General features: G+C 71.1%; 11 protein-coding genes. 1 reads left to right on the top strand and 10 read right to left on the bottom strand.

Annotation, left to right across the window (positions count from 1 at the left end; translation table 11 throughout):
- Window position 1: 1 nt before the first annotated feature.
- From OG884_RS23090 to OG884_RS23135, 10 genes are all read right to left on the bottom strand, one after another.
- Window positions 2-898 carry an SMP-30/gluconolactonase/LRE family protein gene (locus OG884_RS23090; RefSeq protein WP_326636044.1) on the bottom strand — a complete coding sequence of 299 codons (897 nt, stop codon included), beginning with the start codon at window positions 896-898 and terminating at the stop codon, window positions 2-4.
- Window positions 895-1941: a class I mannose-6-phosphate isomerase gene (locus OG884_RS23095; protein WP_326636045.1), complete on the bottom strand. Its 1047-nt coding sequence runs from the start codon at window positions 1939-1941 to the stop codon at window positions 895-897. Before OG884_RS23095 ends, OG884_RS23090 begins: the two co-directional genes overlap by 4 nt.
- Window positions 1938-3443: a M81 family metallopeptidase gene (locus OG884_RS23100; protein ID WP_326636047.1), complete on the bottom strand. Its 1506-nt coding sequence runs from the start codon at window positions 3441-3443 to the stop codon at window positions 1938-1940. Before OG884_RS23100 ends, OG884_RS23095 begins: the two co-directional genes overlap by 4 nt.
- On the bottom strand, window positions 3443-4213 hold the full coding sequence (locus tag OG884_RS23105) for an SDR family NAD(P)-dependent oxidoreductase (RefSeq protein WP_326636049.1): 771 nt from the start codon (window positions 4211-4213) through the stop codon (window positions 3443-3445). The genes OG884_RS23100 and OG884_RS23105 overlap by 1 nt, the downstream gene beginning before the upstream one ends.
- On the bottom strand, window positions 4213-5421 hold the full coding sequence (locus OG884_RS23110) for an enolase C-terminal domain-like protein (protein WP_326636051.1): 1209 nt from the start codon (window positions 5419-5421) through the stop codon (window positions 4213-4215). The genes OG884_RS23105 and OG884_RS23110 overlap by 1 nt, the downstream gene beginning before the upstream one ends.
- Complete coding sequence (locus tag OG884_RS23115) at window positions 5418-6716, bottom strand: aspartate aminotransferase family protein (protein ID WP_326636052.1); 1299 nt, start codon at window positions 6714-6716, stop codon at window positions 5418-5420. Before OG884_RS23115 ends, OG884_RS23110 begins: the two co-directional genes overlap by 4 nt.
- Before the next feature lie 13 nt (window positions 6717-6729).
- Window positions 6730-7497, bottom strand: a complete 768-nt coding sequence (locus OG884_RS23120) for an SDR family NAD(P)-dependent oxidoreductase (RefSeq protein WP_326636054.1) — start codon at window positions 7495-7497, stop codon at window positions 6730-6732.
- 1 nt (window position 7498) lies between these two features.
- Window positions 7499-9358, bottom strand: a complete 1860-nt coding sequence (locus OG884_RS23125; RefSeq protein ID WP_326636056.1) for an ABC transporter permease subunit — start codon at window positions 9356-9358, stop codon at window positions 7499-7501.
- Between the two features lie 21 nt (window positions 9359-9379).
- The gene (locus OG884_RS23130; RefSeq protein WP_326636058.1) at window positions 9380-10588 is read right to left on the bottom strand and encodes a sugar ABC transporter substrate-binding protein; all 1209 of its coding nucleotides are present in this window, start codon (window positions 10586-10588) and stop codon (window positions 9380-9382) included.
- A gap of 134 nt (window positions 10589-10722) precedes the next feature.
- A complete protein-coding gene (locus OG884_RS23135) occupies window positions 10723-12234 on the bottom strand; it encodes a M81 family metallopeptidase (protein ID WP_326636059.1) in 1512 nt (503 codons plus the stop codon).
- A gap of 106 nt (window positions 12235-12340) precedes the next feature.
- Here OG884_RS23135 and OG884_RS23140 point away from each other — a divergent pair, with 106 nt between their 5' ends.
- Entirely contained in the window at window positions 12341-13105 is a 765-nt protein-coding gene (locus OG884_RS23140) for an IclR family transcriptional regulator (RefSeq protein WP_326636061.1), read from the top strand.
- Window positions 13106-13117: the final 12 nt, after the last annotated feature.

Consider the following 13117-nt stretch of genomic DNA (forward strand, 5'->3'; position numbering starts at 1 on the left):
CTCAATGGTCACCGCTCCTTCCCGCGGTCGTGCCGAACAGATAACCGGCGATGCCGCACCGGCCGACGTCGAGCAGGTAGACCGACCCCCCGCCGCCGGCCGGGTCGACGTCGTCCGCGGCGGTGGTCACCGCGAGCAGGTCGAGGTCGCGGCCGGCGAAGGCGCACGAGGTGACGTTCCGGTCGGGCAGGTCGACCCGCCCGACCGGCGTGCCGTCGGCGCGCAGCCGTACCAGACAGCCGGCACCCCAGACAGCGAGCCACAGGTCGGCCTGCGCGTCCACGGTCAGGCCGTCGGGGATGCCATTGGAGATCCGAGCGATGACCTCGCGCGCCCCGACCCCGCCGCTGTGGGAGAACGCGGCGCGGGACACGGTTCCTTCGCCGCTGTCGACGAAGAACATCGTGTCGCCGGACGGGCTCCAGGCGATGCCGTTGCCGTGGCTGATCCCGGTCCAGTGCCGGACTGTCTCGCCGGTCGGGTCGATCGACCACAGTGCGGCGGCGCCCGGCTGCCCCGGACAGACCGTGCCGGCCCAGAGTCGGCCGTCCGGGCCCGCCTTCGCGTCGTTGAACCGTATCCCGGCGGGCCGGTCGGGGATCCGCGCCAGTACGGTGGCCGGTCCGCCCGGCCCGTCCGCACGGCGAAGAACCTGCCGGTCGACGGTGAGTACCAGACCGCCGCCGGTCTCGGCGGCGACCGCGCTGACCACCCCGGCCGCGACGGGCCGGTGTTCGTGCCCGCCCGGACGCAGCGTGTGCAGCTCGCCGCGTACCGCGTCGACCCAGCGTAGTTCCGCGGTGTCGGGCATCCACAGCGGACTCTCCGCCAGCGCACACCGGCTGTCGACGACCTGTACGGTGCGCGCGGGGAGGCGGGGCAGGCGGCCGAGGTTCATCGGCACTCCGGCGGCAGGCAGGCGATCACCCGGACCGTGCCCCGCAGGCGCAGCGGTCCGGCCGCGGCGGGCACCACCAGCGTCTGTCCGCGCGCGATGGGGGTTTTTCCGCCGTTCCAGACCAGTGTGCCTGCGCCGTCGGTGACGACGAGGACGGCGAAGCCGGCGACCGGCAGTGCCTGTTCCTCGGTGCACTCCGCCTGCCATGCGCGGAAGTAGGCGTCCGCGTCGGCGGGGAAGAGGCTGCGCAGCCGGCCGCCGGAGGACGACCGGAGGTCACGGGGCGCCGGTGTCAGCTCGCCGAGCCGGTCTGCATAGCCATTCAGGTCGAAGCAGGTCAGCGCGAGATCCCAGCCCAGTCCGAGCGTCGCCGCCGCCGGTCCCAGCCCGAACGCGTCGTGCTCGGCGAGCACCGAGAACGATGTCGGCTCCTGCAGCTCGGTCACCATTACCCCGGCGCCGATCGCGTGCGGCAGCCCGGCGGGTACGTAGAACACCTGGCCGCCGGTCACCGGGATCTCGTTCATCGCGGCGAGCATGGCGGTGCTGTCCTGGGCGGCGATCCAGCGCCGCAGTTCCTCGGTGCCGACCCGGTCACGCATGCCGAGCCAGACCCGGGCGCCGGGCGCGGCGGCCAGCACGATCCAGCCCTCGGTCTTGCCGAACCGGCTGCCCAGGTGGGCACGGGCGAAGTCGCGCGTCGGGTGGCAGTGCACCGGCAGCCGTTCGCCCGCGTCGAGCAGCTTGACCAGCAGCCCGCTTTCCGTGCCGTAGGCGGCGGCGAGCTCCTGCCCCAGCCAGGCCTGCGGGTCGGCTGCCACCAGGTCGCGCAGCGAGCCGCGGTCGGTGCGCGAGACCCCTGTGTCCGACGGGTACCCGGGCGGCAGGATGGCGGCGGGCAGGGCGGTCAGCGACCCGACCCAGTCCTCCGGGCCGGTCGGGCCGGCACCGCCGCCCCGGAACTCGGTGATCCGCTCGCCGCCTGAGTAGTAGACCGGTATCCGGTTGTCCGCCAGTCGCAGCGGGGCTGGTGTGGCGTTCATCGGCTGCCTCCCGCCGGGGGCGGATCGTCGAGGGGATAAAGCGGTCGCGGCGCGTGCCGGAACTCGAGGTAGTCGAGCCGGGGCGTGCTGGCGCCGGGCAGGTCGAGCAGGATCGCGCCGGCGTGGATGCCGCGGAACCCGGCCCGATACATGGTGGCCGAGCGGACCACGACGGTGTCCGCGTCGGCGGGTTCGAGCCCGGCATGCCGGTATCCGGCGGGATCGAAGGTCGGTGCCGGTCGCTCGGTCACCAGCACCACCAAGCCCTCGCCGGTGTCCACGGTCGCCCAGCGGCCCATGGAGACAGGCTGGCCGGTCATCGAGTCACCGGTCAGGATGACCGGTTCCGCGCCCAGCCGCCGTACGGTTCCGGTCAGCGGCGCCGGCGCGGACCACCGCGGGTCCAGGGTCGCGCCGACCACGGTGTCGACCGTGGCCCAGGGGCCTGCGGCGAAACACGCGGCCACCGCCGGCGCGTCCACCACCGTCGCGTACGCCCGCAGGCCCCGGCCGTGCTCCCGCAGTGCGGCGATCACGGCGGCGCTGTCGGCGGTGGCCCCCGCCGTGGGCGAGTCGGCGGACTGGACCAGCAGCACCGGCCCGAGTCCGGTACCCGGGCGGATCCGGCGGATGGCCTCGGTGACCGGTACCGGCTCGACCGCGAACCCGGCCCTGCCGTCCCACGCCTCGCCGGCGATCCGCTCGGCGACCGCTTCGGCCGCGGAATCGGCGCCCGGCGCTCCGTTGTGTGTGACCGTTACGCCGAACCCCAGCTCCGGCACGTCCAGCCAGGGCTGCACCGGGAACAGCGACACATCGAGGATCGGCCCGCCGGTCGCCGCGTCGGCGAGCGCGCGCAGCCGTGCCATCGGCGGGTCGGCCAGGGCCTGCGACTCGGCCGGCACCAGCATGGGCCGCTTGGCCACCACCGTACCCGGCCGCGGCCCGTCGGCCGCCGCGCGCAGCGCGAGGTCGGCGGCGCGCCGCCCGGTGTCGCCCTGGTCCACGTGCGGGTAGGTGTGGAAGCCGATCAGCGCGGTGGCGGTGCGCACGATCCGCCGCGTCACGTTGGCGTGCAGGTCGTGTGTCACGATCAGTGGCACGCCGGGAGCGAGCACCGCGCGCGCGGCTTCGACCAGCACGGCGTCGGCGTCGGCCGCGCCGTCGGCGACCAGCGCGCCGTGCAGGCAGAGCACCAGCGCGTCGACCGGTCCGGCGGCGACCAGGCCGTCGGACAGCAGGCCCCGCAGGGTGGCGAAGGCGCGGCTGTCGAGGACGCCGCCGGACATCGCCCAGGCACGCATGATCGGCACTGGCCGTGCTCCTGCCTCCTCGATCCGCTCGACCGCACCGGCGAACTCCGTGTTGGTGCCGGCGGACCGGGCCTTGGCCTCGGCACCGAGCCAGAGCCCCTGCGCCCGGAAGTCGTCCATGGCGGACGGTTGCGGGGAGAAGGTGTTGGTCTCCTGGATGAGACTCGCGACGGCGATCCGGGCCGGCATCAGTGCATCACCCAGCCACCGTCGACGACCAGCAGTTGCCCGGTCACGAACGACGCGTCGTCGCTCAGCAGGAAGCTCGCCGCCGCCGCCACGTCCGCGGGTTCGCCGCGCCGGCTCAGCGACTGTACCGCCGACATGGCCGCGGCGAGCTCGGTCTCATCGCCGTACACCGACTCCGCCGGGGTACGGATCGCACCAGGCGCGATGGCGTTGAACCGCACGCCGTCCGGACCGGCCTCCCGGGCCAGCGCCCGGGTCAGCCCGACCAGAGCGGCCTTCGAGGTCACGTAGTGCAGGTTCCCGGTCCGGCCGAGCAACGGCGTGACCGACGACATCACCACCACCGCACCGTGGCCGCCGGCGACCAGGTCGGGATAGGCCGCCTGGACGCAGAGGAAGGCGCCGGTGACATTGACCGCGAGCACCCGCGACCAGTCCTCGGCGGTGAGCCGTCGCCAGTCGCCCTGCGCGGCCACCGACGTCGCCGCGTTGCACACCAGCGCCGATACCGGCCCGAACCGGTCGCGTGCCGTGCTCATCAGTTCCGCGACCTGGTCCGGGTCGGACACGTCGGCGGGAATCGCGGTGGCCCGATCGGTACCGATCTGCCGGACCAGCGCCTCGGCGGTGGCCTCCTCGCCGGCTGCCGGGTGGTAGTTCACCGCGACCGCCGCGCCGTCGGCCGCCAGCCGCTGCGCGATCCGCTGCCCAATGCCGCCCGCCGCCCCGGTCACCACGGCCACCCGGCCGGCCAATGGCCGTGCCGACATCAGAACCTCGGGAACTTCGCGCGGAACCCGGGCTGCGCGGCGTCGGCGAACTCGCTGCCCTCACCGTTCCTGCGGTGGTAGTCCGCGTAGAACCGCAGCTTGTCCTGGTCGATCTCGACGCCGAGCCCGGGTCCGGTCGGCACCTGGATCCGCCCGTTCCGGAAGGTGAACGGCGCGGTGATGATGTCGTCGGCCTGCTCCGGCAGGTGGGAGTCGACGGCGTGACTGACCATCGTCTCCGCGGCCGCCACATGCAGCACCGCCGCGGTGGAGATGCCCAGCTCGCGGTCGCTGTGCATGCTCAGCCCGAGGTTGAACGTCTCGCACACCTTCGCCAGTTGCAGCACCGAGCTGGGGCCGCCCCAGAAGTGGACGTCGCCGAGGATCACGTCGACCGCGCGCAGCCGTACCGACAGCGGGATCTGCTCGAACGTGACGCAGCACATGTTGGTGGCCAACGGCACCGGGGTGCGCTCCCGGACCAGCGACATTCCCTCGATCCCCCAGGTCGGATCCTCGCAGAACTCCAGGCCGTAGTCGGCCAGTTCGTTGAGCACCCGGATGCTGGTCTCCACCGACCACACCGCGTTGGGATCGATCCGCAGGTACCGCAGCCGCGAACCGAGCCGCTCCCGCATCATCCGGACCGACGCGATCTCCTGCTCCGGCGGCAGGACCCCGTTCTTGAACTTGATGTCGGAGAAACCGTATGTGTCGAACAGCTCTTCGGCATGGTCGGCGGCGTCCTCGGGACGGTCGCCGTTACCGATCTCGCCCGCGGAGGCGTAGCGGTAGAAGACATATGCGGCGAACTCCACCTGTTCGGTTTCGATGCCGCCCCACAGATCCCCGCAGCGCTTGCCCAGCGCCTTGCCGACCAGGTCCCAGCAGGCCATCTCCACGGCGGCACCGGCCAGCTTCGCGGCGCCGACCAGCGCCAACTGCTCGCTGGTCATCCGGAAGACGCTGAAGCGGCGGGTGATCCGCCACACCTCCATCGGATCGACTCCGATGTAGAGGTCGCGGTGCAGCATGAGGGCGCGCACGATCTCATCGCCACCCCGGGTCTCGCCGACGCCGATCAGTCCCTCGTCGGTGATCAGTTCGACGATGGTACGGGTGGTGGACACCTCTACACCAAAGGACCAGCGCAGCGGCCGGCGCAGCGGCACCGTCACCGGGGTCGCACGAATGTCAACGATCTTCAAGAGACGTTCCCTTCTGGTCGGGCGCCGGCGAGTACCGCGCGAACCGCGGCAAGGGTGGCGTCGACATGGCTGTCCTCGTGCGCGGCGGACACGAACCAGGTGCCTCGGGGCAGCACCCGCACCCCGTGGCGCAGCAGCGCCGCCGCGAAGTCGGCGTACCGCGCGGTGTCGGCCTGCTGCGCCTCGCGGTAGTCGCGCGGGTGCACCGTGCCGAACCGCACGTGGAACACGGCCGGATAGCCGACGATCCGGGCGTCCACCCCCGCTGCCGCGAACTCCTCGCGCAGCCCCGCCATCAACCGGGTGCCGACCTGGTCGATCCGCCGGTAGGGGGCGCCGTCCCGGATCTGGGTCAGGGTGGCGAGCGTGGCGGCCATCGCGATGGACTGGGTGTTGTAGGTGCCGCCGTGCAGCACCTGCCGGTCGGCGACCAGGTTCATGTACCGCCGCCGGCCCACCAGCGCGGCCACCGGGAACCCGCTGGCCAGCGCCTTACCGAGGACGGTCAGGTCGGGCAGCACGCCGAACCGCTGCTGCGCGCCGCCCGGGGCGACCCGGAAACCGGTGATCACCTCGTCGAAGACGAGCACGGTCCCGGCGGCGTCACAGGCCTCGCGGACCGCTTCGAGATATCCCGGCGCCGGAACGATACCGGCGCTGTTGAACATGACCGGCTCCATGATGACGGCGGCCACGTCGCCTGAGCCGAGCCGGTCGCGTAGGGCCTCGGTGTCGTTCCAGGGCAGTACGGATATGTTCCGGTCGGGTATCTGGCCCGCAGAGCCGGGGAGCGGCACCGGTGCCTCGCGCGGGCCGGCCTCGGAGAGGTCCGGCGCCACGCTCCACAGGACGTTGTCGAACCAGCCGTGATAGTGGCCCTCGAACTTGACCACCGTCGACCGCCCGGTGGCCGCCCGCGCCACCCGCAGCGCGACCTGTACCGCCTCGCTGCCGGAGACGGAGAAGCGAACCAGCTCCGCGGAGGGCACCAGTTCGACCAGCAACCGCGCGGCGGCGTACTCCAGTTCGGTCTGCCCGGCGACGAGGATGCTGCGGTCGAGCTGCGCCCGCGCGGCCTCGACGACGGCCGGTGGCCGGTGGCCGAGCAGCATCGGTCCCATGCCGAGGAAGTAGTCGATCAACTGGTTGCCGTCGACATCGGTCAGGATCGGGCCGTCCGCCGACGCGAAGACCAGCGGATGGGGGCGTATTCCGAGCCGGAAGGCGCTGTTCACCCCACCCGCGACCACCGCCGAGGCGTGTTCGATCTGTGCGCGTGACACGTCGAATTCCATCAGTCGCTCTCCTTCACCAGATCGTCCATCCGCCGTCGACCACCAGGCTCTGCCCGGTGACGAACGAGGAGGAGGGCGCCGCGAGGAACAGGACGGCCGAACGCAGTTCCCGGTCGGTCCCCAGCCGGCGCATCGGGGTGCCGTCGGACAACGCCGCGATCACCTCGGGTCGTAACGCGTCGTCGTTGGCCGGGCTGGGGAACATGCCGGGGCACAGCGCGTTGACCGTCACCCCGGTCGGCCCGACCTGGGCGGCGAGGAACCTGGTCATCCCGATGACGGCGTGCTTGCTGGCGAAGTAGGACGCGATGTCCAGGCCGAGGCCCGGATAGCGGCCGGCATCGCCGGCGACCAGCCCGTACACCGAGGCGACGTTGATCACCCGGCCCCAGCCGCGCTCGATCATGCCGGGTACGAAACGCTGACAGAGCCAGAACGGCGCCTCCACATTGAGTGTCATGATCCGTCGCCACTCCGCGGAGTCGACCTCCTGCCAGGGGGTCCGGTGTGCCAGTCCGGCGTTGTTGACCAGCACGTCGATCTCGCCGGCCGCGGCGACCAGCGCGTCCACGTCGGCGGGGACCGTCACGTCGGCCCGGACCGGCCGGACGTCACCGCGCTCGGCCAGCTCGGCGGCGGTCCGCTCCAGCGGTTCCAGGCGGCGCCCGCAGATGACCACGTCGGCACCCGCGTCCACGAACGCCTCGGTCATCTGCCGGCCGAGCCCGTCCCCGCCACCGGTGACCAGTACCCGGCGGCCGGTCAGGTCGAAGTCGTCCATGTCACTTCCCCATCCTGCTGGTGGAATCGTCGACGTCCTCCAGGCCGGCCATCAGGTGCAGCAGCCTGGTGTGGGTTATCCGGTGGACCGAGTCGTCGTACACCACCCGGCCCAGCCGCAGCACCACCACCCGGTCCGCGACGGCGAAGACGGTGCGGATGTCGTGGCTGATCAGGATCACACCGGCGCCGTTCTCCGCGGCCTGCCGGGTGATGCGCAGCACGTTGCGGGTCTGCGCGACACCCAGCGCCGCGGTGGGCTCGTCGAGGATGACCAGCTTGACGTCTTCCTTCATGGCACGGGCGATCGCGACCGACTGGCGCTGGCCGCCGGACAGCCGCCCCACCGACCGGTTCATGTCGGTCAGCGTGATGCCCAGCGATGCCAGCCGCGTCCTCGTGCGGGCGACGGCGGCGGCGTCGTCGCGTACCGGGATCAGCCCGAACATCCGGCGCCGTGGTTCGTCGCCCAGGATCAGGTTGTGGGCCACCCCGAGATTCGGGCAGACCGCCAGATCCTGGTGCACCGTCTCGATGCCGGCCCGCCGGGCGTCGATCGGGCCGCCGAACTCGACCGGCCGGCCGTCCAGTTCGATGCGGCCGGCGTCCGGCTTGTAGACGCCCGAGATCAGTTTGATCAGCGTCGACTTGCCGGCGCCGTTGTCACCGACGACGCAGACGACCTCGCCGCCGCGCACCGAGAACGTGCCGTCGCGCAGTGCGAAGACCGGTCCGAACCGGCGGGACAGGCCGGTCGCGGTGAGCACCACGTCGCCCGGCTCGCGGGTTCGTTGCACACCCAGGCCGTACTCGTCGTCGGAGTCGGTGGGTGGCGACACGCCTGCCGCCACCGGTTCGCCCGCCTCGGGGGGCGCGTCGTCGCGCGCCGATCGCGCCCGCCGGTGCTCGGCGATCTGGTCGGCGCCGAGGGCCAGCAGCAGCACCAGACCCTTGCTGATCTGCTGCCACCAGTCCGCCAGCCCTGCGAAGATCAGACCGGAACTGAGGATGCCGATGGTGGCGACGCCGACGAAAACGCCGGCCGGGTGCCCGCTGCCGCCGGCGAACCCGACTCCGCCGAGGATGACGGCGGTGAGCACGTCCAGCTCGAAGGCGGTGCCGATCTGCGGGGTGCCGCTGCCCAGCCGGGCGGTGGTCAGCAGCGCGACCACGCCCATCAACAGGCCGTTGAGCACGTACAGCCGGACGATCACCCAGTCGACGTCGATCCCGGTCAGCCTGGCCGCCTGCTGGTTGCCGCCGATGGCGAACAGCCGCAGACCGGTGGCCGCGCGCAGCAGCCAGAAGCCGCCGGCCACGAAGACGACCGTGGCGATGATGACCGGCAGTGGCACGTTGTCGATCCGGGCACGGCCGAGGAAGATGAAGGCGTCGGAGAAGCCGAACACCGACTTGCCCTCACTGACCAGGTAGGCCAGGCCCTTGAAGACCGCCATGGTGCCCAGCGTGACGATGAGCGGTGAGATCTTCATGTACTTCACGAGGATCCCGTTGGTCAGGCCGAGAATCAGCCCGGCGACCAACCCGGCGAGCACCGCGACCCAGACGCTGCCCTGGTCCTGGGCGAAGTACGCGATGATCACCGAGATGAGCGCGTACTGGCCGCCGATCGACAGGTCGACATTCCCTGAGACGACCAGGAACATCGCGCCGACCGCCGCGATCGCGATCGCCGAGATGTTCATCAGAATGGCGAGACCGTTGGAGACCGTGAAGAAGTTGTCGTAGGCGAACCCGAAGTAGGCCACCAGGACGACGCAGAGCAGGGCCAGCCCGGTACGCCGGCTGGGCTCGCCGGGAACCAGGTAACGGCGGTTCACCAGCACGGAACTGATCGACACAGCAACCCCTCAGGCGGCGGTTCAGGCGGCGTAGTTGATGAACTGGTCACGTTCCTGGTAGCGGATGGAGCCCAGCAGGGTGAAGTAGGTGCCGGCGTTCTGCCAGGTCTCGGCCACCGCTTTCATGTCGGCCCGGTACTTGTCGATGGTCTCGGCCGAGTTGAGCTCGATGGCGTTGAACTGCATGACCTGGGGGATCGGCTTACCCTCCAGCCAGTCCGCCGCGAACTGTCCCCAGGCGTAGCCCATCAGCGGGTAAGCGAAGGCGAAGCTGGCCTTGTACGCTCCGCTCTTGCGGACCTCGGCCAGTGCCTGCTCGTCGCCGTCGATCCCGGACAGGTACATCTCCGGCCGGTCCTTGCCCGCGGCCTGCAGCGCCGACAGCGCGCCCAGGCAGAACGTGTCGCCGCCCAGGATGACGTTGACGTCGGGGTGGGCCTGCAGGATGGTGTTCATCGCCTTGAAGCCACCATCCTGCGTGAGAGCCGGCGGCTGGACGTCGGCGATGATCTTCACGCCCGGTCCGGCGGTCTTCAGACCGTCCAGCACGCCCTGGTGCCGGGCCTTGAGCACTTCGATGGTGTCGATGTTGAAGTAGACGGCATTGGCCTTGCCGCCCAGCTTCTCGGTGATGTATTTGGCGGCTGCCAGCCCCTGGGTGTTTCCGACCTTGTACTGGTCGGCGACGGCCTGTGAGGTGCTCGGCGGAGTCACCAGCGACATCACGGCGGCGCCCGCCTCGATCGCGCGCCTCATCAGCGGAGCCTGGGCGTTGGCGTCCAGTGGCTGGATGCACAGCGCGCCGATGCCGCGCTGCAGGAAGGTCTCGATCTGCTCGACGTTCTTGGCCGAGTCGTCGTTGGCGATCGCCGTCACGAACTCCAGCCCGCGCGCCGTGGCGGCCAGCTCGATGGATCGGGTGATCTGCAGGAAGAACTCGGCATCGGAGGTGTTGGCCCAAGCGATCCGCTTCGGGATCGAGGGTTTCTCTCCCGCCGGAGCGCCGAACTGGAAGGGCGCCAGCTTCTTCTTCTCGGTGATGCCGTTGCCGATCGCCTTCTGGGTGGCACCCGACCCAGCGCTCTGCTTCGAGCCGGAGCCCGACCCGCTGTCGACCGAACACGCGCTGAGCAGCGGCGCACCGACAGTGAGCCCGGCTCCGGTAATGACGCTGAGGCGCAGTAGATCGCGCCGGTTGAACTGCCCTGGGCCCTTCGATGCGTCAGGCATTGCCACCTCTTAGGGTTAGTCCGCTATGCGGACTGTCTTTCTGCTATGCGGACCAAGCTAGGAATGTCGCAACTCTGTGTCAATCACTCAACGGATCGTGATCTCCGACTGGTATCGAGTTGTGACCGGGCAGGTTACGGAAGGCTCCCCGAGGTCAGCCCGGCGGCCACCGCGGACTCCCAGGCCGGGTCACGTTCCAGCGGGTAGAGCGGCGCCGGGCGTGACCGGTAGTCGAGCTGGTCGAGCGCGGCCGGGCAGTAGCCCGGAGTGCGGACGTAGACGGTCTGCGCGGCGTAACCGGCGAACGCGGCCTTCCAGGCGATGGCCCCCTTGGCGACGATCACGCGGGCGCTGCGCGGTGCGAGGTCCAGCGCGCGCAGATGATCGTCATCGAACGGGACCACCCGGTTCTCGGTCAGGACGATCGCGCCGATCGGCGCCTCGATCACCGCCACCCGGCCCATCTCCACCCGCTGGCCGCGCATGTACGAGCCGGTGCGCAGGTACGACACGGAGCCGAAGCGGCGGACCGGCCCGGACGCGCGGAACGGCGGTCCCATCGCCGGGTCGCTGTGGCCGCCCACCCACAGCTCCATCCGGTCGGCGGACCCCGCGTGTGCGGCGGAGACCGAGACCGGATCCCAGATGACCGCGACGACGCCCGACACCCCGGCCCGGGTCAACGCGTGGAGCAGCGCCGTACCGTCGCCCGGTGAGCCGCCGCCCACGTTGTCCGCCACGTCGACGAGTACGGTGGGCCCCCGGACGCCGGCCACCGCGGCCACCGCGTCGGCCGGGCCGACCAGCGGAGCGGAGAACGCGTCGCGCTCCCGCCACACGTGGGCGGCCAGTTCCCGGGCGCGCGGCACCGCGTGCGTCTCCGCCGCGAGATACACCGCGAACCCGAGCCGGCCGCTCTCGGCGTAGGCGAACCCGGGAAGCGCGCTGGCGGCCCAGACACCGGGCTCGGCGCGTAACTGCTCGGCCGCGGCGAGGATGGACCGCATCGGTTCGGCCACATCCTCCTGGGCCGGGGGCACGGTGAGCAGCGGAAGCCTCTCCAGGTGCCGGGCCGGGCGGCGTCCCGTCCGCGACGCGCGCAGCAGGCGCAGCACCGCCTCCATCGCCTCCGCGCCGCGTTCGGCCATGTCGACGTGCGGATAGGTGCGGTAGCCGACCAGGATGTCGGTGACCTCGGGCAGGGTCGCGCCGACGTTGGCGTGGTAGTCCAGCGTGGCGCCGATCGGGATGTCGCCGACGACGGCACGCAGCGCCGTGACGATCTCCGCCTCGGGGTCCGGATGGCCGTCGACCACCATCGCGCCGTGCAGCGACAGCACCAGACCGTCGAGTGGAAGCCGCGCCCGGGTGATGGCGACCAGCCGGCGCAGCATCGACTCGAACGCCTGCGACCGCACCGTGCCGGAGGGCAGAGCGGCGCCGAAGAACAGCCCCACCGGGTACGCCGACCGCTGCCGGGCGGCGTCGATGGCCCCACCCGGCTCGGTGCCCGTACCGCGCAGCGAGGCCACCAGCTCCGGCCCCTCGAAGAACTGGTACCGGCGGAAGTCCGCCAGTGTGGTGGGCTCGACCGCGAAGGTGTTCGTCTCCTGCCAGATTCCGCCCAGCCCGATCCGCACCGTCATCACTTTGCCCTTCCGATCACCCTGATGTACGATAAGCGAAATCTAATTCCGTATAACGTACTTATCAATGAGCGGGCGGCTGCCCGGAAGGAGCGAGTAGGTACCGGTGAGTAGCGAACGGCGGTCCGACGAGGTGGGAGTCCTCGTCAAGGCACTCGACATCCTCGACCGGATGGCGACCAGCGCACCCTGCACCGTGGCACATCTCTGCCAGCACACCGGGATCACCAAGCCCGCGGCGTACCGGATACTCAAAACCCTCGATCAGCGCGGATACGTGGTGCGCGACGAGGTGCGCCGGGAGTACTCGCTCGGCCCCGCGCTCTACGGCCTGAGCCGGGCGGCGCGGAACTCCACCGACCTGGTCCGGCTGATCCGCCCGGCCATGCAGTCGCTCAACGAGGAGTTCGGCGAGACCGTCAACCTCGGTGTGGTCAGTCACGGCCAGGTCGTCTACCTCGACGCGGTGGAGAGCGTGCAGCGGCTGCGCACGACGGTGCAGATCGCGCTGCGCGACAGGGTGCACACCACCGCGCTGGGCAAGGCGGTCCTCGCCGCGCTCCCCGAAGAGGAGGCCCGCGAGCAGCTCGCCGAGGCCGACTGGTCGCAGCTCACCTCCAACGCCGCCGGTTCGGCCGACGAGTTGCTGGAGAGCCTCGCGGCCTTCCGCCGGCTCGGCTACGCCGTCGACGACGAGGAGAACGAGGTGGGCTCCCGCTGTGTGGCCGCGTCCATCCTGGACGGCGAGGGCCGGCCGGTCGCCGCGATAAGCGTCTCCGCGCCCACCTCGCGGATGACCGGCGAGACCCTGGCCGCGGTGGGGCAGCGCCTGGCCGACGTATGTGTGGAGCTCGGCAACGCGCTCACGTGATCCCTGGAAGGG

Origin of the sequence: Streptosporangium sp. NBC_01755 (assembly GCF_035917995.1) — a bacterium.
In the GTDB taxonomy this organism is placed as follows: Bacteria; Actinomycetota; Actinomycetes; order Streptosporangiales; family Streptosporangiaceae; genus Streptosporangium.